Origin of the sequence: Alkalicoccus luteus, from assembly GCF_012034335.1 — a bacterium.
Lineage (GTDB): Bacteria > Bacillota > Bacilli > Bacillales > Salisediminibacteriaceae > Alkalicoccus > Alkalicoccus luteus_A.
The window spans coordinates 23,574-46,953 of record NZ_JAATHJ010000023.1 but is presented as its reverse complement, the minus strand read 5'-3'; the positions used below and the strand labels follow the sequence as shown (position 1 = coordinate 46,953).

The window sequence follows — 23,380 nt, the reverse complement described above, 5'->3', positions numbered from 1 at the left end:
CTCGATACGAAAGGACGTTCGCTATGCGCTATTATACGCACATTTCAACAGCTTGTGCAGCTGCCCTTGCCGTTGATCATTATACGACTTTTTCATTCGCAGGAACAGCTCCCGTATTCACGGCTGCCGGACTGATGCTCGGTGCTGTGTTTCCTGATATTGATGAAACCACTTCCTGGATCGGCAGAAGATCAAGAGGGCTTGCATTTTGGGTGAAGCTGATTTTCGGACACCGGGGTCTGACGCACTCCGGACTTGCAGCAGTCATTGCGCTCCTTGCACTGCTCCGCTTTGATCATGCTTTTATTGATGCCTTCTGCTTTGGCTTTTTAGCCCACCTTGCCGGGGATCTGTTTTCCAGAAGCGGCATTCCCTTATTCTATCCCTTTACCAAAAAGCGGACGAGCTTTCCGCTTTATCGAACTGGTTCGTGGATCGAAATGCTGCTTTTTGCAGCATCGCTCGTTTATATTGCTTATTTCTTATTTTAGGAGAACGCTTCTTGTTTAGGTTTGTTTGTTTAGGGAATGAGGAGAGTGACAGAGTACTCTGTCTTGAAAGGAGAATGTTTCATGGGATTGGTCGTACATTCATCAAGGCTCACGTTAAAAGCACTTTCTCTCGACCTATTCCCTCATTTGCGACAGGCTAACTATTTTCCAGCTCATCTCGATGCTCATTTACAAGGGTTAAAGGTTAATTCAGCCTGCTACGGCTGGGGTCCATGGATTATTTATCTGCGGGACTCAGATGAGGTGATTGGAGATATTGGATTTAAAGGGGAGCCGGATAACTGGTCTACAGTAGAAGTCGGCTACGGAATTCGGAAGCCTTATCGCTTGAAGGGATATGCATCAGAAGCACTTGAAGCAGTTCTCAACTATTGTTTTCATTCCACAAGCGTTACCAGAGTGACAGCGGAATGCCGGCATGATAACCTCGGCTCGATCCGCGTCCTTGAAAATAATCACCTGTTTCCGGAAACGGAGCATTTACAAATGGTGAACTGGCAGCTTACGAAAAACCAATATTTGTCTAAACGAAGTGCTCTCGCTGCTTCTTCCGATACCGGAAGCTAAAGCTCAGCGACATTTGAAAGCAGCCTCTCCTTTTTGGATCAGGCTCTTTTTTTATTGCAGACGTTTTGTTAACAAGGCTTTATTATCGTTTAGTGTTATTCCGCCAGATGCAAGTCAAGGAAGGCTTTTCCTGAATAAATGTTTTCAAACGCGCTTTATTCCTCAGGTATTAACGCTCACCGATCGCTGAAGGCTGCTATAATCATCGAACAGCGGACTTCAAGAAAATGTTATATATGAAGTAATAAAGAAGTAAAACGGAAAGAACCAGCCGAAAAACACTTCCGGCTGGTTCCGATTTTGCAGAGAAACGATAGCTTATTTCGTTACATAAAATTGTTCAAGCAGTCCAGCTGCTTCGCCGCGGCTGTTCCATGCTGCCGTTACATAAGGTGTCGTGCCTGATTTTACACGGCTGATCCAAGTCTGCTCTGCCGCAGCCCGGTGCATGAGCAGCGGTTCCTTCGTTTCTGAGGCGGAGAAACTTTGATTCAGTATCCACCAGGCTGGTGTAATACCGGCACGCTCCAGATCCTGCTGAAGCCGCTCTCCTTCCAGCACGGGAGTAGCCTCCGGAAGGCTGACCAGCAGTACTTTTGTATACTCCGGATCGCGAAGGCGGGGCAGCAGCTTTTGAACAGCTTCAGAAGCATTGCCGCCTTTTCGTTCTACCTCCCGATGATACGATTCAGCTGCATCGAGGAGCAGCAGTGTATGGCCGGTCGGCGCAGTATCGATAACAACGATATCATCTGCTGCTTCATCCACAATTTCGGCAAACGCCTGAAAAATGGCAATTTCCTCAGTGCACGGCGAATCCAGATCCTCTTTCATAAACGCCAGCTCATCTTCTGAAAGCCCGGCTCCCGCTTCTGCGAGCACATTTTCTTTGTAAGCTTTCGTAACTGTTTTAGGATCCACGGCGCTTACTGTAAGTGAAGCAGGACGTTCACCACCCAACGCCTGCTCCACATGAGCAGCCGGGTCCGTAGTTGTTAAATGAACGCTCCGTCCCGAAGCTGCAAGCGCAGAAGCCGTGGCTGCCGCCACTGATGTCTTTCCTGTACCGCCCTTGCCCATCGTCATAATAACCCCTTTTTCCATACGGCCAAGGTCTTCCGCAAGCAGATCAAGCCCAGGCTCTGCGTGTGCAACGGACGCTCCTTCCTCTAAGGCTGTCTCTTCGCCGAAGAACGATCTGAGCGATTCAAGTCCGGTCACATTATGCGGCTTCAGCGGAATAAAAGATGCCTGTTCAGTATGAACTTGTTCCAGTGCTTCCTGCTGTCCGCGTTCCAGCTGCACTGCAGTGTCGTCATCCGTATGGCGCTCAAATACACCGTTGATAAGCAAATGCTGGCTGTTGATGCCAAGTTCACCAAGCTCTGATCCTGCACGTGATGCCTCTGCAAGACTGCCATGATCCGGACGTGCGACAAGAATCAGCTTTGTGCTTTTCGGATCTCCGAGTACTCGTACCGCTTCTGCATACTGCTCCCGCTTTGAAGCGAGACCCGAAACCGGTCCAAGACAGGATGCCCCGTGCTCGTTCTCATCAAGAAATGTCGTCCAGGCCTGAGGAAGCTGCAGCAGCCTCAGCGTGTGCCCTGTAGGGGCTGTGTCAAAAATAATGTGGTCATATACGGACGTTTTTTCTTTATCAGTCAGCAGCTGGGTAAACTCATCAAACGCCGCAATTTCAACTGTACAAGCACCAGACATCTGCTCCTCCATTGATTCAACTGCAGATTGCGGGAGCATATCCCTGTAAGGACCGAGAACTCTTTCCCGATAGGCAGCTGCCGCTTCCTCCGGATCCAGGTTCAGAGCGGAAAGACCAGGCACACCAGGTACTTGAGCGGTCTCGTGTTCGAGTTCCATATCAAATACGTCCTGCAGATTCGAAGCAGGATCCGTACTTACAATTAATACCTGCTTTCCTTGTTCCGCCAGGGTAACAGCCATTGCCGCAGCGGTAGAGGTTTTGCCTACACCGCCTTTTCCTGTTAAAAATAAATATGGAACCGTTATATCAGTCGGGTCAAATCGATTCACATTCTCCACTCCTTTTGCCAATTTTACAGCAGATTGATCTTAGCAGCTGGCTCTTTGCGATGCAGTTCCTTCTCGTCTACTTCCAGCATAGCAGCGAGCTCGCTTCTGTCCGGATAGCGTCCATACATAACCAGCTCTCCATCTACTGTAACGGCAGGCAGTGCGTCTGCCCCCTTCGTATCAAGCAGCTCTTTGACAGCTTTACTTTCTACAAACGGCTGAGGCTCCTGGGCAAGATTGAATCGTTCCATATCGAAACCTGCTTTTTTGACGTCGAGGTGCAGCGTTGCCATTTTTGTCAATGCCGGATCCACATCCGGTCCGCATACTCCCGTCGAACAGCAAAGAGCAGGATCAAACACTCGAATTTGCTTTGTCATTATTCATCATCCTCCTGTTGTATATAATCGATTGATTATATGCAAAGTGTAACGCACTGGTTTTAAAAACGCAACCGGCTCTCTGCCCTCTCTTTCAAGACTAATCTTTCCAAACGGAATCACTGCAAACTCCTTCTCTAACCTATTCAACGAAAGGACTCAGCTTTAATTCCGAAAAAGCAAAAAGCCGCCTGTCGATGTATGCGACAGGCGGCTTTTCATGTCTTTAGTTTGGCAGATACGCGAGCATGGATGTCGCGATTGTAAAGTAAATCATCAGGCCGATTACGTCGTTTAAGGTCGTAATAAATGGACCGGATGCGACTGCCGGATCAATCTTCAGCTTATTGATAATAAGCGGAATGGTCGCTCCGACAACAGTGGCAATGCTCAGTGTGATAAAGATGGACGTACCGACAACGCCTGCAAGCACCCAGTTTCCGTATAAAAATGGAATGAGAATCATGATGGTGACGGCGCAGAATAAACCTAGATACACACCCGTTCCGAATTCACGCCGGATCATGCCGCCAATTTGACCGCGCTCCACGTCGCCAGTTGCCAGTCGGCGAACGACAACAGCGAGCGCCTGTGTACCGGTATTACCAGCAGAGTCCATAATCAGCGGAATAAAGGCAGCGAGAATCACAACAGCCTCCAGCGTTTCTTCAAACTGATCGATCACGTTTGCCGTAATCAAGCCGAGGAACATGAGAGCTACAATCCAAGGAGCCCGTTTCTTAGCTGCTGTAAAAGAAGAGATTTTGGCGTCGAGCGAGCCGCGCACAGCGGAGATTTCACCGAAATCTTCTTCCGTTTCTTCTTCAACAACATCTAAAATATCATCTACGGTGATGATCCCGACCAGCGTGTTCTGCTTTGTCACAACTGGAACAGCAAGAAAGTCATATTTTTTAATGAGCCGGGCCACATCTTCCTGATCCTCTTCAGCGTCAACGGAAACGACACGTGTACTCATCGCATCCGCCACCGTATCTTCCGGTCTTGCCGTAATCAGATCCCGGAGTGACACGACACCTGCAAGCTTATCTTTATCATCAACCACATATAAATAGTAAATCGTTTCTGCATCCGGCGCCTCTTCTCGCAGACGCTCCATGACATCCCTTACTTGATCGCTGGCACGAAGCGCGATGAATTCCTTCGTCATGATGGCCCCGGCTGTTTCCTCTTCGTATGCCATCAGTTCACGGACTTCCTCCGCTTCTTCCTGCTGCATGATGCTCAGAATTTCTGTCGCTTTATTGTCTTCCATTTCAGCGAGAAAATCTGCCGCATCATCCGCATTCAGCTCGTCGAACATGTTAGCCACGTAAAGCTCATCGACAGTCTGAATAAAATGAGCCTGATCCTCTGCTTCGAGCTGCTCAAAAATCTCCGACATCTCAGCAGGACTTAGCACTGTATGAATAAACTCCCGCTGCTTGTCGGTCAGCTCCCGGTAAATTTCAGCCCGGTCCGTCGGATGCAGATCCATCACTGTTTCATGCACCTTCAGCGTCTGCTCTTCATCGATCTGCTGGATGATATACTTTTTGTACTCTTCACGAGTATAATGGTTTAGTTTGACCATCTTCCTTCCTCCCTTTTATGAGGAGGCTTATCCCGGAACAGGGAAAGCGGCTCCCCTTTTTCTCATCACTTCTTTACCCTCTGTGAACAAACATATATCGGGGTCCATCTTTCCCCACTCCTTTCCTTAAACCTGTTTCAGCTGTAAATACTTCATCAAAAAAGCACCCTCCACAAATAGAGGGTGCCTTGAATACGCACTCGCATATACCGAAAAAACGGTACATTCCCCCTATCGTAGAGCTTTAGCACTGTGCGGCATAGGGATGATCCCAGCTGCGTTAAAAACCACCTTAAGTCGATGGTTTCTGTTGACCCATTGGCGTCTTTGGACGTTTTTGGGCAGCAGCGTATCTCCTGCACAGGAGCCTCACCTAACGAGGTATTCAGCTGATGTTCTTGTGAAAATGTAGCATGCACATATTCAGTGTGTCAACCATATTCTTCAAAAATTTTTACTGTTGGCAACTTTTTTCTATCTAAGCAAAAAACAAAATCAAGACAGAAACCGTCAGGCAGTATGCCGCAAAATAAATCATGCGGCCATTCGTAACAAGATTAATAAACAGCTTGATCGCAAAGACAGAAACGATGACAGAAACGGTAAACGATACAACGTAAGGCAGAAACATTCCAGGAGCCGTCATAGCCGCATGCATTTCCGGAATCATAAATACCAGGCTGCCGATACTGACCGGTATCGATAAAAAGAAGGAAAATTTGAGCGCCGTTTCCGGGCTTACCTTTCGGGCAAGAGCTGCCACAACCGTTGCCCCGGACCGGCTGATCCCCGGCGCAAGTGCGAGCGTCTGAGCAAGGCCGATAATGACGGTATCCATGACGGTAATTTGCTCATCTGTTTTATCTCCGCGAAGGTTTCGAATGAGCCAGAGTGCGATCGCCGTGATCATCAGGGCAAGCGCGACCATGTGAATCGCCGTCAGTTCGCCTCCGATAAAGTCTGCGAACAAACCACCGACTATGATAGCCGGTATCGTACCGAGCACAATCAGCCATGCAAACCGGAACGAGCCATAGTGCCGGCGCTCCCGCGTCATTACATAGCGGGCAGTGCCGTTTATCATTTCCATCAAATCACGGCGATAGACGATAAAAACGGCAATCAAGGATGCCCCGTTCAGGAAGACCTCAAAATGCAAGTCCGGAACATCGATTCCGAAAAAGTGCTGCACGAGACGTAAGTGGCCGCTTGATGATACCGGAAGAGGTTCGGTCAATCCCTGTACTGCTCCGAGAAAAATGTATTGAAGTAACGCAATAAATTCAGTCATATGGTAAAGTCAATTCCTTCTGTATAATGGAGTAGGCGCATTCGCACTGGCGTACACATTACCAGATTTCAGGCAAAATAGAAAGGGGGCGCATGCATGCATCCCGTTATTTTACTGGCCGTCTTCATTGGCGGCATGACAGGAGCAGCTTCGCGATTTTGGATTAACTTGGCGTTTCTGGAAACCGGCTACCCCTTCGGCACGATTATTGAAAATATCAGCGGCAGCCTGCTGCTTGGCGCTCTCACAGCCTGGACGCTGTTGAAGCCTCTGCCTGCCTGGCTTAAAGCAGGCCTTGGCGCTGGCTTTTGCGGGAGCTTTACCACGATGGCAACACTCGCTTCCGATACTGTTTTAACTGCCGGCCTGAGCGAAACCGCTCCAATTATATACCTTGCCGTCTCTATATTTGGAGGACTGGCTGCAGCCGCCTTAGGCTTTTTCGGAACATATTATGCAACGAAGCGAAAGGAGGAGACAGCATGATTCTGCTGATGGCACTCGCCGGAGGTCTCGGTGCACTTCTGCGCTATATGATTGGCGTTCTTTTAACTGATCGGTTTACGAAAAGCAGCTTTCCTGTGCCAATGCTTGCTGTAAACCTGGCAGGCTCTTTTGGTCTCGGACTTTTTCTTGGACTGTACCTTGGCTACATCCCGCTGGATGCATATGAAGACCCTGTTTTCCTAATGGCCGGAGTTGGCTTTTTCGGGGCATTCACAACGTTTTCCACCTTTGCAGTTGAAACCATTACGTTGCTAAGGCGCGGTGCCTGGATGCCGGCCCTCTGGTATTCCTCTATCACCATCATCGGTTCACTCGGTACGTTTCTATTTGGTTTCCTTCTGGCAGGTCCTTCTTAAGGAAACGACAAAAAGGGCTGCCGGAACCGGATTTTAAAACGTACGGTACGGCGACCCTTACCCCTATATTAAAACCGCCTGCCTATTCCTCGCCTACGATTTTCGCTTCCAGCTCCAGATCCACGCCGAAATTCTCTTTTACCGTACGCTGCACCATGTCGATCGTTCTTAAGTAATCCGTTGCAGTTGCTTCGCCTTTATTTACGATAAAGCCGGCGTGCTTCGTCGATACTTCCGCATCGCCATAGCCTTTCCCCTGCAGGCCGCTGTCCTGGATTAACTTACCTGCAAAATACCCCGGCGGACGCTTGAAGACACTTCCGACAGACGGATATTCAAGAGGCTGCTTCGATTCGCGCTGGAACGTCAAATCATCCATTTTTTCTTTAATCACTGCAGGATCGCCCTCTGCCAGCTGAAATACGGCTTCCAGGACGATGTACCGTTTACGGCCGATAATACTTTTCCGGTAGTCCAGCTCAAGCTCTTCTTTGTAGAGACGCTTAATTTCGCCTTCCGGTGTGATAATGGTGACGTAATCAATCACGTCTTTCACTTCACCGCCGTATGCGCCGGCATTCATCACCATCGCCCCGCCGATCGTACCCGGAATTCCGCATGCAAATTCAAGACCGGTTAAGCTGTAGTCGAGCGCGCTGCGGGAGGCCTCTTTAATGTTTGCTCCTCCCTGTGCTCTCAACGTCAGTGACTGCTGATCAACCGTGATAGACTGAAGATGCTTAAAGTGCATGACAAGACCGCGGATGCCGCCGTCACGTACAATTAAATTGGACCCATTTCCGAGAATCATAAACGGAATGTCAAACTGCTTTTGTATCGCTACCACTTGTGCTGCCTGTTCGAATGTTTCCGGAGCTGCAAATATATCGGCATTGCCGCCCATCTTCGTGAGCGTATGGCGGCTCATCGGTTCATTTCGTTTTACAAGCCCGTCTCCGAGCACTGCCGCCAGTCGTTCATATGCGGCTTCTATTACATCTATTGTATTTGTCATTATGATCCCTCGCTGCTTTTTGCATAAATTCTATTCATCACTATCCTTTCCATTCTAAACAATTCCGGACCATTTGCAAAGGCTCTTTCGGAGCAGGGAACAGAATTATTCCTTGATTGCAATAGGCAGGGAGGCGAAGCATGTGGTAGTCTGGAGAAAATCATCAGCTATTGGAGGCTATTGCCATGTATACTGTATTTTCTACGTTCCATGTCCCCGCGGAGAAGGCGGACGAAGTAATCGGCATATACAAGAACCGCTCCCGCATCGTCGATAACGCCCCCGGATTTCTTGATTTCCTGCTTCTGCAAAATGATAAAAAAGCCGGTGAAATTACCGTACAGCTTTTTTTTGATACGAAGGAATCGTACATGAACTGGGTGCGCGGTGAAGATTTCATGCGTATTCACGACCTCGAAAAAAAGTATCCGGATCAGGACCTCGCTGCCATCATTCCTTCTGTTTCCCAGCATAAAGTGGTGGCCACATGATCCTGACGGATGAAATGATTATCGAACGTGTCACAAAGCGAATCTACGAAGCAAATCCTGAGCTGCTTGAACGTTACGGGGATCGTGGCAAGGAAAAATGCCGGGAAGACAACAACCATCATCTGAAGCAGCTCTCTGCAGCTTTTACCGTAAACAGTGAAGCAATGTTTATCGATTATGCCCACTGGCTGAACGGGATCCTGGTCAGACACGGTATGGAAACAAAACACTTAACAGAGAACTTTTTGTTTCTTGAGGAAGCGATGAAGGAAGACAGCTCAACCCGCGCTGACGTCTATCGCGCTTACCTTCAGGCTGCCCGCTCCAGTCTCGATAAGAGCTTCTAGACATAGTAAGTAATCCGTACGGTCCTCCCGTACGGATTTTATTCTGCTTTTAATCGTGTTTGATATCCAGCACTTCTCCGCTGTAGGCATCTATGATGACGTCTGCCTCCTGGTCGCTTGCTTCATTTTCAACTTCAATTTCATATACGAGCCGCCCGTCTTTTTCTTCCAGATCAATGTCATCTACAACTCCGGAAAAGGCCTCCAGTGCGATCGCTGCTGCTTCTTCCCGATCAATTGGATCAACCGGGACTGCTTCCTCCAGCGTAAACAGCTCGATATCACCGCTGTAAGCATCAATCTCAAGTCTGCCGGAAGCCCCGTCCTGGGAAAACACGACATCATAGACGTTCTTATCTTCCTCTTTCAGCTCCATTTCTGTCACAACTGCTCCGGAAGCGGTATCTGCGACAATGGCTTCCACTTCAGACGGATCCAGTCTTTCCGGCCCTTCCGATTCACCGGACGGTGCCAGACCATGTTCGTTAATCGGTTCAAAAGCCAGCACTTCCCCTGTAACCGGATGCAGGTCAATTTGATAGGTGCCATCCGCGGCCGTCAGCTGCATCGTATACGTGTCGTCCAGCGCCTGAAAGGCTGTAACCTCTCCTTGGTATCTTGATTCCATCATTTCTACTGCTTCTTCTGCGTGAAGCAGCTCCGGATCATTTCCAAACATGCCGTAGACACCTGTAAGGAAGGCACCGCCGCATAGCAGCGGCAGTGCCTGTTTCCATCTCTTCTTCATTTTAGTGGTCCACATAGATGACTTCACCAGTAAAGGCATCGACATACACATCGACATCATCATCCATGTATTCGACTTCTACTTCATAAACAAGCATGCCGTTCTCACGTTCCAGTTCAATATCATCGACATATCCTTCTCCCACGTGGTTCAGTGCAATATCTGCTGCTTCCTGTGCAGAAATCTGTTCACCGCTGCTTTGATTTTCACCGCTCTCTTCCGGTGCTGCTTGCTCGTGACCGCTCTCTGCCATAAAGCCGCGGATATCACTTTCCACATGGATCACTTCGCCCGATTCGGCATCAATATAAACGTCGCCATCTTCATCAAAAATCTCTACTTCCAGCTCGTATACGTACCGACCGTTCTTTTTCTCAAGTTCGCGGTCATCAATTTTACCGCCGTCAAAGAGAGCGAGTGCAGCTTCCTCTGCTTCCTCAAGGGAAATGGAAACCTGCTGCTCAACACTTGTACCGAGCAGGTCATCGTCTACTTTTACAACCTCACCGGTATAGGCATCCACTTTTATATCGTAATCATCGTCCATATAGTCGAGCTCTACTTCATACACGAGTTGACCATTTTCCGTATCCAGCTCGACTTCATCAAGCTGGCCGTCGACGATTGTTTTGGCTGCATCCACCGCCTGTTCCGGTGTAATACGCTCACTTTCATCATTCGCTGATGCTGGCTTTTCCTCTGCTGTCTCATTCGTTGTCTGATTGATTTCTGACAAATCTGCTGAAGGATCATCTCCTGCCAGTGCAAAAGCGGACGTTCCTCCAATAACGGAAATTACTGCGATCGAAAGTATTGTTTTTTTCATGATACTCGCTCCTTTTTGGATTAGGTTTAGTTGATCTGCTATTACTATATCCAGAGGAGATGAGAACATCATGAAGAGAAAATGAGAATTTGATTAGAAACAGCTAAACATTTCTCAGACGGTCGCAACAAAACCAAAGCGGTTCATCCGCTTCTTCTTCCGACAGGGTGTCCCCGATTGTATGAAAGGCCATAAAGCCTCTTTTTATACCTAGTTAAACAGCATAACTAAACCGCCTTTGGCTTCAGTCAAAGGCGGTAAAAGAGTGTCTATAAAGTTTTTTCAAGTGACTAAACTTGCATCTGCCTGACTCTGCGGACACTCGCTTTCCAGAGGGAACGGGCTTAGCTAACCGCTTCCTCCTGTTGTCGGAAGCGCTGGATCTTCGCCTCGTTCTGATCCTCTCGGAGTCGAGGTCCTCCGATGTCGGCAGCTGGCAGTAAGGTTCAAATGCCTGGTTATAGTTGGCCCGAGCTTGTGCAATAGTGATTGGACCTTCCCTTTGCGAGCTTTCTTACAGGAACGGGGATGCCAGTCCTTCTGCAACGGTCAGTGTGAGTCAGCTTGCGAGGCCATCGTATCTGTGGTTGTAGGCGACTGTTCGAATTCCCCCGCGTTATGTTACTTTTGCGAGGTCTTAAGTTGTTTTATTCGTTATAACGGTCTGTTAAGTTGCGTAAGTTACGTTTGACCGCTGTTAAGTTAGTTTCACGGAACGTTCTGTTACAATTGCCGGGCGTTGTGTCGCTTTCACAAGCCACAAAGTTGTTTTTGCAATCAACTCTTCCTGCCAGACCTGCGCTTGGTGCGAGAAGCAGCATATGTCTCTACGAAAAACGATTCATCGGCTGAAGGCAAGCCCACGGCAGGCTCGGTAAGAGGAGAGGAATACAATAAATAGAATAAACATGTAAGTTGATGGACTTTGTCAACTGCTTGAAACCGCCTTTGACTTCAGTCAAAGGCGGTCAGTCGATCAATCATCATAAATAACGGACAGCACTTCACCCGTGTATGCGTCAATTACAATATCAGCATCTACGCCGCCTTCTCCATTTTCAATCTCGATTTCAAACACGAGTCTTCCATTCTCTTCTTCAAGATCAATGTCGTCTACCTCGCCCTGATGCTCCTCAAGTGCTATAGCGACGGCCTCCTCTTCTGAGAGCGGCTCCAGCGAGGCTTCTTCTTCGAGCGTAAATAAATCGACAGCACCGCTAAGCGCATCAATTTCAAGTCTCCCGCTTCGGTTATCTACTTGAAACGCAACGCTGTAGTGCGGTGCTCCGTCCTCATCTTCCAATTCAACCGCTGTTACGTCTACCTCACCGGATACGGTATCCTCCGTGATGGAACGTATTTCTTCTTCTGTTAAAATGTCCTGAGACGCCGTTTCTTCGGTCTCCTCCAGCACCCTTATCTGCTCGAGTGCAAGCACCTCACCCGTAACCGGATCGATGATCGCTTCATATTCGCCCGATGCTGTTTCAAAGGAAGCATGATAGCCGTCCGCTTCCAAGTATAAGTTAGATACCTCTGCCTGATACCGATTCTCCAATGTTTCAATCACCGCACTTCCTTCAATCGCTTCTTCCTGCTGGAAAAACAGGAAGAGAACAGCCGCTAAAGCAGCCACGGCAGCAGAGGGTATCAAGATCAGTTGAATGGTTTTTCGTGTCATGCCTCTTCCTCCTCAGGAAATAAAACCGTGAACGTTGTTCCTTGTTCAAGCTTACTTTCCACGTGAATACGGCCTTCATGTGATTCCGTAATTTCCTTTGCGATAGACAGTCCGAGACCAGTGCCGCCGCTCGCTCTCGTCCGTGCCTTATCGACTCGGTAAAATCGGTCGAAAATATACGGCAGGTCTTCTTCTGCAATACCAATCCCTTTATCTGTCACTGTACAAGTCACACCATCGGCACCTCTTTTTACAGATACAGAAACGTCCTCTGAGCTGTATTTCAGTGCGTTTTCAATCAGCAGATAGGCAAGCTGCTTCAGCTGAAGCTCGTTTCCTTTTATAACAGCTGTTTCATCTGCATCAACGTGTACCGGACGGCTGTATGCAACCGACAGCTGTCGCGCAGTATCAGCAAAAACAGGGCCCGGCCGGACCGGCTCTTTTTCGACCGCCCTGTTTTCACCGGAGGCAAGCGCCAGCATCTGATTCGTCATTTCTTTCATTCGCTGTGCCTCGGAAGAGATCGCTTCAACGGCTTCATCGACTACTTCCGGCTTATCACGGCCGCGTCGCTTTAACAGCTGTGCATAGCTGTCGATCACCGTCAGCGGCGTTTTCAATTCATGAGAAGCATCCGAGACAAACTGCTGCTGCTTTTCATAGTTTTCCCGCAGCAGGTCAATCATATGATTGAAGGTCCGTCCCATATCTGCAAGCTCGTCTTTTCGCTTCGTATCTGGTTCGATTTTTTTAAAGGTTCCCTGCTCTTCAATCTGCTTCATTGTAGCGACGAGCGCCTGCACAGGCCGCAAAACAAAACGGCTGAGTGAACGGGCTGCAAGAAAAGAAGGAAGCACGATCACGGCTGTGGCCAGAATCAGCACGAAGCGGAGAATTTGCAGCGTTTCTTCATACATAGGCATCGGCTCGGTCACTTCCAGCGTGACAACTGCCCCTTCTTCCCACAGCAGCGGAACCTGAGCTGCGGCATAGGAGGAGCCGGCAAATTCAAAAACACGGGTCTCCTCTCTGCCAGGCTGCGGATCGGTGACAGGAATCGTTGCAAGCTCCGTATTTTGAGTCGTCACTGTAAGAAGACTGCTCCCCTCCGGACTGATAACCCGAATCATGCTGTCTCCTGAAACGTAGGATTCCAGAAAAGAAGCCGGATTCTGGTCCGGCTGTGAACTGACAGCCTCTGTCATCGTTCGCGCCTGTTCAAGCGTCCGATTTTGTTCCCCCTCCATCAGGTTTTGCTGGAATACGAGATAAATACCAATATTAACGACGATCAGGATTAACAGCAGCAAGCCAGTAGAATATAGCGTCATCCGCTGTGCAAGTTTCATTCGGCGTCATCCTTCAGCACATAGCCGACTCCGCGCACTGTGTGCACATACGATCGATCGAACGGTTTATCCACCTTTTGCCGCAAATACCTCACATACACATCGACAACGTTGGTTTCTCCGGCATAATCAAACCCCCAGACGCGGTCCATTAGCTGCTCTCTGGACAGAACCCGGTATGGATTTTCCATAAAATACACGAGCAGGTCATACTCTCTGGGAGTCAGCTCCAGCTTTTCCCCTCCTCGCCTCGCTTCTCTTCTCGGGAGATTAATTTCCACATCCTGAAACGTCAGCATTTCATCCTGCTGACCGTCTGACCGGTTGCCGTTGCGCCTTAAAAGCACTCGTACGCGGGCAAGCAGCTCTTCCATATCAAATGGTTTTGTCACGTAGTCGTCGGCTCCCTGGTCCAATCCGGTCACTTTATCTACAGTGGCATCACGCGCTGTCAGCATGAGCACCGGCACCTGCTTGTTTTCTCTGCGTATACGCCTCAGCAATTCAATTCCGCTCAAACCCGGCAGCATAACATCCAATATATACAGATGATAGCTTTGATCCTGTATCTGCAGCCACGCATCCATTCCGTCATGAACAACATCTGCTTCATATCCTTCGTACTGAAGCTCAAGCTGCAGCACTCTTGCAATTTTTTCTTCATCTTCTACGATCAGAATACGGTCTGTCACGGTTACTACCTCCAAACTGTGGCGTTTCTTTAGTCTTACTCTTTTTCAGTAAAAAAAGCAACTGACCTATTTGCAGGACCGCTTGCTTCTCAACTATTGAAATTCCTGAAAACCAATCCGTGCAAGCTTCCTCCTTTAACAAGCTGCTGCCCTCTGAACAGCGTTCCGTATGCTTCCATTTTCTCATGCCCCCTGTTGTATTCTGTTTTATGCTGTTCCGCTTTCTGGTCAAATAACAGCCGATCAAACCCCCGGCACTTTTCTACAAGTATTCGCTTCAGCTTTTGATTCTGCTGCAGCCATAAAAAAAAGAGGCACCAGAACATAAAGTTCCGGTGCCTCCAATTGAGAGCGGCTTATGCGTTTTGCTTTTTCAAGGCTCTTCCGGCAAAGGCCGTGTAGAGAGCCGGTACGATAATCACCGTCAGCACTGCTGAAAACAGCAGACCTGCGATAATAGAAATAGAGAGCGGCTGGAACAGCACATCACCGCTGAGTGCAACCGGGGTCAGTGCTCCGATCGCTGTGAATGCAGTCAACAGGATAGGACGCAGTCGAACGCGTCCAGCTTCGATAACCGATTCATGCAGTCCCATGCCTTCCTCGCGGCGCTGGCGGATAAATTCCAGCAGTACGATCGAGTTACGGACAACGATACCTGCCAGGGAAACGATACCCAGAAGTGCGGTAAAGCCAAGTCCGGTCTGTGTAACGAACAAGCCGACGATCGCTCCCGAAGCGGCAATATGCACCGTCGAAAGGACGAGAAACGGCATCGCGAGTGAATAAAACTGAATCGCAATGACGATGTAAATCAGAAATAGAACGAGTACAAACAGCGTGGCAAGCTCCAGAATGAAATCTGTTCGCTGCTCGGTTTCACCGCCGAGGCTAATCGTATACTCATCGCTGTATTCCGATTCCACCTCTGCAATGATACCTTCAATTTCGTCTTCTAACGCCTGACTGTCGTCATCACCGGGGAAGACACGAACGGTCACCGTCCGTTCTCCACCATCGCGGATGATTTGCGGGATCTCTTCCGTTCGTTCTTCACTCACGAGTGTATCAAGCGCGATCAGTTCCGGAGCGCCGGTTTCTTCCATCTGCTCCATGCTTGGCACTTCAATTTCGCTGATATCAATGTCTTCACCCTGAGGCACCCTGTCCAAGGCCAGCTGCAAGTCAACTGTCTCTTCAGCAGTGCGGAACGTCAGCAGCGGAATGCCCTCTGTTCTAAGGCCGATCTGCTCGCTGATGTCAGCTGGCGTCAGTCCGTTTTCTTCCAGTTCATCCCGGTCCGGCTCATAAACTAGCGTTGGCCGTCGCGGTCCAAGATCATCGAGGACGGTTCCGCTTTCCGGAATATCTGCAATTTCCTCCTGAAGTTCACTGCTGATATCCATTAGCGTATCCACATCAGGTCCTTGAAGGGTAAGCGCAATTGGCGCTCCAACAGGCGGACCTGCTTCGATCGTTCCGAGTTCGATTTCCGCATCCGGGAATTCCTCCTGAAGCGGTTCTGTCCAACGGTCGATCGTTTCTTCAGCTGACTGAGCTTCCCGTTCTACACGCAGCAGTATATTTCCAGTTTCTTCTCCAGTATTGTCCAGCCCGTCTCCAAACAACGGCGGCAGTCCGTCTCCGGCATACACAGCGGTTTCATACACATTCTCATCTTCAGCCGTAATCATATCCCGCATATCCTGCAGCACATTCTCCGTCTCTGCAAGCGACGTGCCGGCCGGCATACGGAGCTCTACGGTAACTTCATCTCTGTCCGTGCTCGGGAAAAAGACGACAGGAATGAAAGGAATCAACGCATAAAATGCGGTGGTAACCACAAGGCCGGAAATTGCAACTTTCCAAGGATGCCGAACCACTTTCGCGAGGATAATGTCACTGTACCAGTTTGCAAGCCAGTTAAACTGCCTGCCGAGAATACCGTCTACTTCCGCACGGTGTGAGCCGGCCTTTTTTGTAAGCTGCTTCCGCCTTCTCCATATCAGGAAAATCGGTACGAATGTCAATGCCACAATCGTAGAAGCAAGAATTGTCGTGATCAGCACCGTCGGCAGCGCCCGGATAAAGTTCCCGTTTGCACCAGTAATAAAGACGAGCGGCAAAAAGGTAAACACAATAGTGAGCGTTGAAACAATGATCGACGTACGCACTTCTCTTACGCCTGTCAGCGCCCCTTTAACCGGGTCCAGCCCTTCCCGGTACTTGTTGCGTATGTTATCGCCTACAACAATCGCATCATCGACGAGAATCCCGAGCGCGACAATCAAACCAATGATTGAAATCTGATTTAAATCGACACCTGCAAACGGCAGCGGAATTAGTCCGATGAACACGGAGGTAGGGATCGCGAGTGCAACGATCACAGCAGACGAGATATTCAGTCCGAGCAGCGTCACGACGATGACCGAAACGGCCGCAAATAAAAACGACAGTGCCAGATCACCAAATATCTCATCTACAATCGTTACCTGTGTATAGAACAGGTCCAACTCAACACCGGAAGGCAGCTCTCCTGCCAGCTCATTCATTCGTTCGTCCACCGTATCATGGAGCGTTGGAATATTGGCGCCTTCCTCCGGAAAGACCGTGAAAGCAAGCGCGGGTGTTTCTTCAAATGAAATCAGATCATCCGGCACATCCAGATCGATGCCGACATCTGCAATGTCTTCTAAGTAAACACTGTCTCCATCCAGATCAGTTCCTATAAAAATGCCTTCAATATCGTCAGAGCTTTGCAGCGTGGACAGCTCCAGCTGCACGTTTTCCCCATCTGCCTGCTGAATTCCGAGCGGCTGCGGGTTCAGCTCTCCTTCGACTGCATCGATTACGTCGGGCAGCTGCAGACCTGCATCGAACAGTTCATCTGCATCAATATCGATCAGCAGCTGCTGATCGGGGAATCCTTTTACGCCGACAGAAGCGACATCCGCAATCGATTCAATTTCTTCTTCCCACTCTTCTATGAGCTCCCGAAGTTCATAAAGCTCCTCGTAGTTGTCGCCAAGCACATGATAACTCGACAGACCTCCGAGCCCCTCCACTTCGGCAAACTCCGGCTCCGCTGTATCCGGCAGTTCACCTTCAGCTTGTGCAATCGCCTGCTGGATTTCTGTGAAAACCTCGCTCCGGTTCACGCCGTCCTCAAGCTCTACTGTAATCGTGGAAAAGCCGGAGGTGGAAACCGACTGAATCTCCGAAATACCGTCAATTCCCTCAATAGCTCCTTCAAGCGGCACTGTAACCTGCTGCTCGACCTCTTCAGGAGCGCCGCCCGGATAAGGTGTCGATATATTCCCGACATCAAAGGAAATCTCAGGTATTTCACGCTGTGGAAGCTGGAAAAGCGTTAATACTCCCAATAGAATAAAAATGCTGATAAACATCATCGTAATTTTTGGTCTCGTTATTATTTTGTCCATCATGCTGCTGACCCTCCATTTTTATGACAATAGTGTCATTTATAACTATAAGTTAAAAGCGGCTTTTTGAAAAGCAGAATGCACTGCTATGCAGAAAGACCGCTCCGAATCAGCTTATACACTTCCTCCGCCCATTCTTCTTCTGATTGGTGACGGTACGGAATCTGTACAGCAGACATGACAAATCCTGCAAGTGTATCAAGCGGAACGTCATCTCTGACGCTCCCGTGCTGCTGTTCTTCGATCAGAATATCTTTTATCTTAGACCGCATCTTTTGAAGAAGCTGAAACATCGCTTCTACACTTTTTTGCACTTTCGGTGAGGCTTCTTTATCAATGTACGGCATCACCTGCATCATTTGATGAATGTTTGCGTAGCGGCCCCAAAGCTGAATCAGCGCATGCACCGGGTCATCTGAACGGCTCGCACGATCCATATTTTCAACGACCTGCTCTAATAAGTGAACCATGAAAGCAGTAATAAGTTCTTCTTTTTTAGAATAGTAGTTGTAAATCGTGCTTCTTGCCACACCAAGCCTTTCTGAGAGTGCTTTGAAGTGAAAACCGGCGTAACCGGACTCCAGTATCAGCTTTTCAGTCTCCTGAAAAAGCTGCACCTCATCGATAGTTTTCGCTCGTCCCATCTTCAACGCTTCCTTTCCGGCCATAAACTAACATTCTATACCCTGTATCGGTCCTTTTTAACCCCCTGTTTCAGTTTCAGCGGGAGAACTTGAAGCGGCTCCATTGCCAGACCGACAGGTGACATGCTATGTTTTGTATGTTCACTTTTTCACTGATTATAATAACAGGAGGCACATAGATGAGGAAAACAGTTTTTACAGGCGCCGGAGCAATTCTGCTTTTGTCTGCCTGCGGTACTACAGATGATGCATCAGGGTGGGAACAGATTGAAGAAGAAGGCGTCATCGAGGTTGCTACTTCCGGAACGCTTTATCCGACGTCATTCCGTGATGAAGATTCTGATGAACTGACCGGTTTTGAAGTTGAGGTCGTAAGAGAAGCGGCCGAGCGCCTGAATCTCGACGTTGAATTTACGGAAATGGGCTTCGACGGTATGCTGACTTCCATAAACAACGGCCAGGTTGATCTTGCTGTAAATGACATTGACGTCAATCCGGCGCGTGAAGAAAATTTCCTTTTTACCGATCCTTATAAGTTCTCATATGGAAGCATGGTGGTGCGGGAAGACGATCTTTCCGGTATTGAAACGCTGGATGACCTCGAAGGTAAACGTGCAGGCGGCGCAGCAACCACGATCTACATGCAGATTTCCGAAGAGTTCGGCGCTGAAGGTGTTATATATGAGAACGTTACAAACGATGTGTATCTGCGCGACGTGGAGCGAGGCGAAACGGACGTCGTCTTAAACGACTTCTACCTGCAGTCGCTTGCAGTTGAAGCACTTCCTGAAATTGACGTCACCGTGCACCCGGACTTGTTTTACCACCCTAACAACCAGGCGATGATTATGGCGCAGGGCAACACAGAGCTTCGCGACCAGCTCAATGATGTAATTGCCGAAATGATGGAAGACGGCACTATCACCGAATTGTCCGAGACATTCTTCGGCGGACAGGATGTTTCTCAGGAACCGGATGTCGAATTTGCCGATGACGAAACGTTCATGGATGAAGAAGAGGACCTGGATGAGCTTGAAGAATAAGTCGGAAGGAGGAAGCCGGACGTGAATTCTATTCGCTGGGATCATATTTTTGATATTGAGCTTGCATGGAATTCGCTTCCTTACGTGCTGCAGGGGCTCGGCCTTACGCTGCTTATTTCTCTTGTCAGCATGGCAATCGGACTTGCGATTAGCCTCTTTCTTGCGGTGGCACGGGCTTCTCCCCGCTTCTATTTACGGTGGCCGGCACGCGTTTATATTTCGTTTATGCGGGGCGTTCCGATTCTTATTATTTTATTTCTGCTCTATTTCGGCCTTCCTTTCATCGGGATCGAGTTCGCCGCGGTTACAGCCGCTATTATCGGCTTCAGCTTGAACAGCGCAGCTTACATGGCGGAAATTAACCGCTCTGCGATTGCAGCGATTCCGCGAGGCCAGTGGGAATCTGCGCGTTCACTCGGCTTCTCCTATCCTAAAATGATGCGGCGGATTATTCTGCCTCAGGCCTCCAGAATTGCCGTACCTCCGCTGACGAACGTCCTTTTAGATTTGATCAAAGCGTCCTCTCTCGCAGCTATGATTACGGTGCCGGAGATTTTTCAGCTCTCCCGCATAGTCGCGGGACGTGAAATGGATTACATGACGATGTTCATTCTCGTTGCACTGATTTACTGGGCCGTATGTTCGGTGATGACACTGCTGCAAAACTACCTCGAAAAACGGTATGAGCGGTATGGAGCCTTATAACGAAAAGACAAAAAAGCACCGCCTCCAGCTTTAGACAGGGAGCGGTGCTTTTTTCTTACATACGGTTATGATCAGGGCTGTTCACTGATCCGGCTCTTTCCTGTTCCAGCAGCGCGATTACACGCTTCATCTGCTCAGTCTGCAAATCCGAGTTTTTCTTCAGCTGGTAAACCCAGATGATTAACAGAATCGCAAGAATAAGCGGCAGCAGGGAAAGAGCAATGAAAAAGAGCATGCCTAAAGCACCAACCATTTCCATTATACGTCTGCTCCTTTCAGAAAATGTCTTACAGGTCTGTACCCTGACCATCCCTGTTTAAAAACCCGCCTTCTGAATGAAGCACCTGACCGGTAATCCAGGCTGCTTCATCCCCGGCAAGCCAGGCTACTGCTCTGGCAGCATCCTCTGGCTTTCCGATCCGCCCATCAGGAAACAGTTCTTTCAGCTCCTGCTTTAACTCAGCTGACATCCATCCGGTATCAGTAGGTCCCGGGTTTACTGCATTCAGTCGAATCCCGCGCTTCATCAGCTGAGAGGAAACGGAGTGAACGAGCGTCTCTGCTGCTGATTTAGTGACGACATACGAAAGCTCATCCGGCATCTGTCCCTGTGACCAGCCTGTTGCGATATTCACAATACTCCCCTTTTCTTCTTTCGGAAGCTTTGCAGTAAATGCCTGTATTAAAAGTACGACAGCTCTTGTGTTCACAGCATAATGCCGATCAAGTGCTTCTGCCGTAACGTTACCAAGATGGTCATTAATAGACACTGCTGCATTATTCACAAGCACCGTCGGAGGCTGTCCCATTGCTTCTTCTGCTTTCATCAGTATTTCTGCCGCAGCCTGCGGCTGTTCAAGGTCTGCTTCGACAGCAGCAGCTCTTACGCCTGCCTGCTCAAGTTCCTGAATCAATTCGCTTACCGTCTGTTCATCCTTTCCCCATGGCATTTCGGAATCGTATTGACCCCACCATGTGAATACAATATTAAACCCATCAGACGCCAGCTTTCGGCAAATCGCCGCTCCAAGCCCCGCCCGTCTGCCTACACCCGTTACTAATGCTGTTTTTTCCATCAGACCACCCCAAACCCCTTTATTTTCCATCCTCATTTGTGAAAAACGGGATGCTGAGGCATCCCGTTCAAGATATCTTTTTTTATATCAGGAAAGAGCGTTTGTCAGTGGTGGTACAATCTGCTTTTTACGTGAAACGACGCCTTCCAGCAGCGCTTCGTGTTCGTTAAGCGTCACATCAAACGCTTGTTCAACCGCTTTTTCTTCTCCGCCTGCTGTAAGCAGGATCGAATCGTTGGAAAGAATATCTGTGACGGCCAAGGCAAACAGACCGTAGCTGTTGCTGGATACTTCCTGTTCCATCGCTTGCAGCACGTCTTCTTTTCGATTGAGCACGTCGTCTGCATCGACAACGTTAACCTGCGCCACTTTTACCGTATGCGGCCCCATCGTGAATTCTTTTGCATCCATCGTCAGCAGCTGGTCAACTGATTTGCTGCTCATATCCGCGCCGGCTTTCAGCATTTCCAGACCGTATTCCTCCAGGTTTACCTGGGCAGTCACAGCAAGTTCCTCTGCCGCTCGCTTATCTTCTTCTGTGCACGTAGGTGATTTAAACAGGAGAGAATCAGAAATGATAGCGGAAATCATCAGCCCTGCTACTTCTTTGCTGATGTCCTTGCCGTGCTCAGCGTACATTTTTTTGAGAATGGTTGCCGTGCAGCCTACCGGCTCTGCTCGGTAGTAAAGCGGCCCTTCCGTTTCAAAGTTGGCAATGCGGTGATGGTCAATGACCTCGGCTACCTGCACATCGCGAATATCATCGGCACTCTGCTGAAATTCGTTGTGGTCCACGAGAATAACCGTGTCGACTTCGTCCGAGACACGCTCGACTAGACGCGGCGCTTCCATTCCGAAGTGATCAAGCGCGTACTGCGTTTCTGCTCCAACTTCCCCAAGCCGGACTGCTTCAGCTTCTTCGCCAAGCTGCTTTTTCAAGTCGGCGTAAATAAGGGCTGATGCAATCGTATCGGTGTCCGGGTTTTTGTGTCCAAATATGAGCTTCTTTTCTGTATTCATGAAGACCGCTCCTTTAATAATAGCTGTAATTGTGCTTCCCGCTTCATTTTATCATTCCTTACGAAAGCAGACCAGACCAACAGTGGCAAAAGCATGATCTAAGATGGTCTGTGGTTCTGCGATCAGAAACGCTCTTCTTTCCGCCAGAAACGCATTGCATATAAAAAACTCCCCGAAACGCAGGGAGTCATCATCCTTCTTCCATCGGTACCGTATCAACGAGAGGCGCTTCAATGATGTAGCGGTCCGGTGCCGGTCCGATAAATGTAAATGGATAGCACGTCGTCAGCGTCAATACCGGCTCGTCTTTATCGACGATAACGGTCCGGTCTTCTGCATCTGTGATCCATGTTTTATCGATTTCATATTCGTATTGCACACCCTCGAACTGAATATACATGCTGTCCCCGTCTTCCAGTTCTCCGAGCTCGCGGAATACCGTATCGCGGTGCCCGGATAACACGGTATGCTGCATGCCGTCAGGCGGGACGGTGAAATCCCCTTCATGATAACCGACGCCCTGCTTCAGCGTCTCATCATCTGTTCCCCAGTAAATCGGGTATTTCATGTCGACAGCAGGAATAAGCAGCCAGCCGATATCGTCCCCTTTATCATACTCCTCGTACATTCTGGGCTCATCTGACGCAGGTGCATCGAAGGCCGGCTCTGGAAGATCGGCTGGTTCATCCAGTTCTTCCGGTTCGTTCGCCTCTGCTTCCACCGGCGGACTCTCTTCCGCTTCCGGTTCCAGTGCGACAATATCATCTGACTCAAGTGCTTCACGCCCAGATGAACTTTCCGTCGCCCAGGCATAGCCATTCCAGGCCGCCCCGGCTAGTCCGGCAGTAATCAGCAAAACTGCTATTTTCTTCCGCATCGATGCTCCTCCTTCACGCTGAAAAATAACTGCATATATGCGTTCCCTTATCTGCTTCAGGTGCCCTATTGTAAACGCTCTGAGGGTATCAACGATGATGTGTAATGTCTGAATGTTCTGCATCGAGTATACCACATGTCACCGGCGAACACAGGCTC

At 49.1% G+C, this 23,380-nt stretch carries 24 protein-coding genes and 1 riboswitch; of the genes, 8 read left to right on the top strand and 16 right to left on the bottom strand.

The features are described 5' to 3' along the window. Positions 1-23: 23 nt before the first annotated feature. A complete protein-coding gene (locus HCN83_RS13175; protein ID WP_168008075.1) occupies positions 24-491 on the top strand; it encodes a metal-dependent hydrolase in 468 nt (155 codons plus the stop codon). 81 nt (positions 492-572) lie between these two features. Then, positions 573-1,079, top strand: a complete 507-nt coding sequence (locus tag HCN83_RS13170; protein ID WP_168008073.1) for a GNAT family N-acetyltransferase — start codon at positions 573-575, stop codon at positions 1,077-1,079. Between the two features lie 318 nt (positions 1,080-1,397). Here the strand turns inward: HCN83_RS13170 and arsA are convergent, their stop codons facing one another. The 4 genes from arsA to HCN83_RS13150 all read right to left on the bottom strand — a co-directional run bounded on the left by arsA (position 1,398) and on the right by HCN83_RS13150 (position 6,399). Next, positions 1,398-3,134, bottom strand: a complete 1,737-nt coding sequence (gene arsA / locus HCN83_RS13165) for an arsenical pump-driving ATPase (RefSeq protein WP_168008071.1) — start codon at positions 3,132-3,134, stop codon at positions 1,398-1,400. 23 nt (positions 3,135-3,157) lie between these two features. Next, positions 3,158-3,514, bottom strand: coding sequence for an arsenite efflux transporter metallochaperone ArsD (arsD, locus tag HCN83_RS13160; protein WP_168008069.1), 357 nt, complete (start codon positions 3,512-3,514; stop codon positions 3,158-3,160). Positions 3,515-3,740: 226 nt separating this feature from the next. Further along, the gene (gene mgtE / locus HCN83_RS13155; RefSeq protein WP_168008067.1) at positions 3,741-5,108 is read right to left on the bottom strand and encodes a magnesium transporter; all 1,368 of its coding nucleotides are present in this window, start codon (positions 5,106-5,108) and stop codon (positions 3,741-3,743) included. Positions 5,109-5,330: 222 nt separating this feature from the next. Then, positions 5,331-5,496, bottom strand: a riboswitch (M-box (ykoK) riboswitch). Positions 5,497-5,586: 90 nt separating this feature from the next. Continuing rightward, positions 5,587-6,399 (bottom strand): undecaprenyl-diphosphate phosphatase, encoded by an 813-nt coding sequence (locus HCN83_RS13150; RefSeq protein WP_168008065.1) that lies wholly within the window; start codon positions 6,397-6,399, stop codon positions 5,587-5,589. Between the two features lie 96 nt (positions 6,400-6,495). Here HCN83_RS13150 and HCN83_RS13145 point away from each other — a divergent pair, with 96 nt between their 5' ends. Then, positions 6,496-6,885: a fluoride efflux transporter FluC gene (locus HCN83_RS13145; protein WP_168008063.1), complete on the top strand. Its 390-nt coding sequence runs from the start codon at positions 6,496-6,498 to the stop codon at positions 6,883-6,885. Next, positions 6,882-7,262, top strand: coding sequence for a fluoride efflux transporter CrcB (gene crcB / locus HCN83_RS13140; RefSeq protein WP_168008061.1), 381 nt, complete (start codon positions 6,882-6,884; stop codon positions 7,260-7,262). The genes HCN83_RS13145 and crcB overlap by 4 nt, the downstream gene beginning before the upstream one ends. A gap of 82 nt (positions 7,263-7,344) precedes the next feature. Here crcB and murB read toward each other — a convergent pair whose 3' ends face one another. Beyond that, positions 7,345-8,265 carry a UDP-N-acetylmuramate dehydrogenase gene (gene murB, locus HCN83_RS13135; RefSeq protein WP_425483626.1) on the bottom strand — a complete coding sequence of 307 codons (921 nt, stop codon included), beginning with the start codon at positions 8,263-8,265 and terminating at the stop codon, positions 7,345-7,347. 197 nt (positions 8,266-8,462) lie between these two features. Between murB and HCN83_RS13130 the strand changes: the two genes are divergently transcribed. Beyond that, positions 8,463-8,768, top strand: coding sequence for an antibiotic biosynthesis monooxygenase family protein (locus HCN83_RS13130; protein ID WP_168008057.1), 306 nt, complete (start codon positions 8,463-8,465; stop codon positions 8,766-8,768). After that, a complete protein-coding gene (locus HCN83_RS13125; RefSeq protein ID WP_246238238.1) occupies positions 8,765-9,115 on the top strand; it encodes a hypothetical protein in 351 nt (116 codons plus the stop codon). The genes HCN83_RS13130 and HCN83_RS13125 overlap by 4 nt, the downstream gene beginning before the upstream one ends. Positions 9,116-9,164: 49 nt before the next feature. Here the strand turns inward: HCN83_RS13125 and HCN83_RS13120 are convergent, their stop codons facing one another. The 7 genes from HCN83_RS13120 to HCN83_RS13090 all read right to left on the bottom strand — a co-directional run bounded on the left by HCN83_RS13120 (position 9,165) and on the right by HCN83_RS13090 (position 18,501). Beyond that, on the bottom strand, positions 9,165-9,863 hold the full coding sequence (locus HCN83_RS13120) for a PepSY domain-containing protein (RefSeq protein ID WP_168008055.1): 699 nt from the start codon (positions 9,861-9,863) through the stop codon (positions 9,165-9,167). 1 nt (position 9,864) lies between these two features. Further along, positions 9,865-10,689: a PepSY domain-containing protein gene (locus tag HCN83_RS13115; RefSeq protein ID WP_168008053.1), complete on the bottom strand. Its 825-nt coding sequence runs from the start codon at positions 10,687-10,689 to the stop codon at positions 9,865-9,867. A gap of 976 nt (positions 10,690-11,665) precedes the next feature. Then, the gene (locus tag HCN83_RS13110) at positions 11,666-12,370 is read right to left on the bottom strand and encodes a PepSY domain-containing protein (protein ID WP_168008051.1); all 705 of its coding nucleotides are present in this window, start codon (positions 12,368-12,370) and stop codon (positions 11,666-11,668) included. Next, positions 12,367-13,722, bottom strand: a complete 1,356-nt coding sequence (locus tag HCN83_RS13105; protein WP_168008049.1) for a sensor histidine kinase — start codon at positions 13,720-13,722, stop codon at positions 12,367-12,369. Before HCN83_RS13105 ends, HCN83_RS13110 begins: the two co-directional genes overlap by 4 nt. Then, positions 13,719-14,414 carry a response regulator gene (locus HCN83_RS13100; protein ID WP_168008047.1) on the bottom strand — a complete coding sequence of 232 codons (696 nt, stop codon included), beginning with the start codon at positions 14,412-14,414 and terminating at the stop codon, positions 13,719-13,721. The genes HCN83_RS13105 and HCN83_RS13100 overlap by 4 nt, the downstream gene beginning before the upstream one ends. Positions 14,415-14,770: 356 nt before the next feature. Further along, positions 14,771-17,860 (bottom strand): efflux RND transporter permease subunit, encoded by a 3,090-nt coding sequence (locus HCN83_RS13095; RefSeq protein ID WP_168008045.1) that lies wholly within the window; start codon positions 17,858-17,860, stop codon positions 14,771-14,773. Between the two features lie 83 nt (positions 17,861-17,943). Next, entirely contained in the window at positions 17,944-18,501 is a 558-nt protein-coding gene (locus HCN83_RS13090; protein ID WP_168008043.1) for a TetR/AcrR family transcriptional regulator, read from the bottom strand. 179 nt (positions 18,502-18,680) lie between these two features. Here HCN83_RS13090 and HCN83_RS13085 point away from each other — a divergent pair, with 179 nt between their 5' ends. Continuing rightward, entirely contained in the window at positions 18,681-19,544 is an 864-nt protein-coding gene (locus HCN83_RS13085) for a transporter substrate-binding domain-containing protein (protein WP_168008041.1), read from the top strand. 21 nt (positions 19,545-19,565) lie between these two features. After that, positions 19,566-20,249 (top strand): ABC transporter permease subunit, encoded by a 684-nt coding sequence (locus tag HCN83_RS13080; RefSeq protein ID WP_168008039.1) that lies wholly within the window; start codon positions 19,566-19,568, stop codon positions 20,247-20,249. Between the two features lie 55 nt (positions 20,250-20,304). On the opposite strand, the gene HCN83_RS13075 is transcribed toward HCN83_RS13080, so the two are convergent. The 4 genes from HCN83_RS13075 to HCN83_RS13060 form a co-directional block, all read right to left on the bottom strand. Then, complete coding sequence (locus tag HCN83_RS13075; protein WP_168008037.1) at positions 20,305-20,508, bottom strand: hypothetical protein; 204 nt, start codon at positions 20,506-20,508, stop codon at positions 20,305-20,307. Between the two features lie 28 nt (positions 20,509-20,536). After that, a complete protein-coding gene (locus tag HCN83_RS13070) occupies positions 20,537-21,361 on the bottom strand; it encodes an SDR family oxidoreductase (protein WP_246238237.1) in 825 nt (274 codons plus the stop codon). 51 nt (positions 21,362-21,412) lie between these two features. Then, positions 21,413-22,345, bottom strand: a complete 933-nt coding sequence (locus HCN83_RS13065; RefSeq protein WP_168008035.1) for a manganese-dependent inorganic pyrophosphatase — start codon at positions 22,343-22,345, stop codon at positions 21,413-21,415. 190 nt (positions 22,346-22,535) lie between these two features. Next, entirely contained in the window at positions 22,536-23,222 is a 687-nt protein-coding gene (locus HCN83_RS13060; RefSeq protein WP_168008033.1) for a class D sortase, read from the bottom strand. Positions 23,223-23,380: the final 158 nt, after the last annotated feature.

Coding starts and splice junctions, on each gene's coding strand:
- HCN83_RS13175 (WP_168008075.1), top strand. CDS start 24: ATGCGCTATTATACGCACATTTCAACAGCTTGTGCAGCTGCCCTTGCC.
- HCN83_RS13170 (WP_168008073.1), top strand. CDS start 573: ATGGGATTGGTCGTACATTCATCAAGGCTCACGTTAAAAGCACTTTCT.
- arsD (WP_168008069.1), bottom strand. CDS start 3,514: ATGACAAAGCAAATTCGAGTGTTTGATCCTGCTCTTTGCTGTTCGACG.
- mgtE (WP_168008067.1), bottom strand. CDS start 5,108: ATGGTCAAACTAAACCATTATACTCGTGAAGAGTACAAAAAGTATATC.
- HCN83_RS13150 (WP_168008065.1), bottom strand. CDS start 6,399: ATGACTGAATTTATTGCGTTACTTCAATACATTTTTCTCGGAGCAGTA.
- HCN83_RS13145 (WP_168008063.1), top strand. CDS start 6,496: ATGCATCCCGTTATTTTACTGGCCGTCTTCATTGGCGGCATGACAGGA.
- crcB (WP_168008061.1), top strand. CDS start 6,882: ATGATTCTGCTGATGGCACTCGCCGGAGGTCTCGGTGCACTTCTGCGC.
- HCN83_RS13130 (WP_168008057.1), top strand. CDS start 8,463: ATGTATACTGTATTTTCTACGTTCCATGTCCCCGCGGAGAAGGCGGAC.
- HCN83_RS13125 (WP_246238238.1), top strand. CDS start 8,765: ATGATCCTGACGGATGAAATGATTATCGAACGTGTCACAAAGCGAATC.
- HCN83_RS13120 (WP_168008055.1), bottom strand. CDS start 9,863: ATGAAGAAGAGATGGAAACAGGCACTGCCGCTGCTATGCGGCGGTGCC.
- HCN83_RS13115 (WP_168008053.1), bottom strand. CDS start 10,689: ATGAAAAAAACAATACTTTCGATCGCAGTAATTTCCGTTATTGGAGGA.
- HCN83_RS13110 (WP_168008051.1), bottom strand. CDS start 12,370: ATGACACGAAAAACCATTCAACTGATCTTGATACCCTCTGCTGCCGTG.
- HCN83_RS13105 (WP_168008049.1), bottom strand. CDS start 13,722: ATGAAACTTGCACAGCGGATGACGCTATATTCTACTGGCTTGCTGCTG.
- HCN83_RS13095 (WP_168008045.1), bottom strand. CDS start 17,860: ATGATGGACAAAATAATAACGAGACCAAAAATTACGATGATGTTTATC.
- HCN83_RS13090 (WP_168008043.1), bottom strand. CDS start 18,501: ATGGGACGAGCGAAAACTATCGATGAGGTGCAGCTTTTTCAGGAGACT.
- HCN83_RS13085 (WP_168008041.1), top strand. CDS start 18,681: ATGAGGAAAACAGTTTTTACAGGCGCCGGAGCAATTCTGCTTTTGTCT.
- HCN83_RS13075 (WP_168008037.1), bottom strand. CDS start 20,508: ATGGAAATGGTTGGTGCTTTAGGCATGCTCTTTTTCATTGCTCTTTCC.
- HCN83_RS13070 (WP_246238237.1), bottom strand. CDS start 21,361: ATGAGGATGGAAAATAAAGGGGTTTGGGGTGGTCTGATGGAAAAAACA.
- HCN83_RS13065 (WP_168008035.1), bottom strand. CDS start 22,345: ATGAATACAGAAAAGAAGCTCATATTTGGACACAAAAACCCGGACACC.
- HCN83_RS13060 (WP_168008033.1), bottom strand. CDS start 23,222: ATGCGGAAGAAAATAGCAGTTTTGCTGATTACTGCCGGACTAGCCGGG.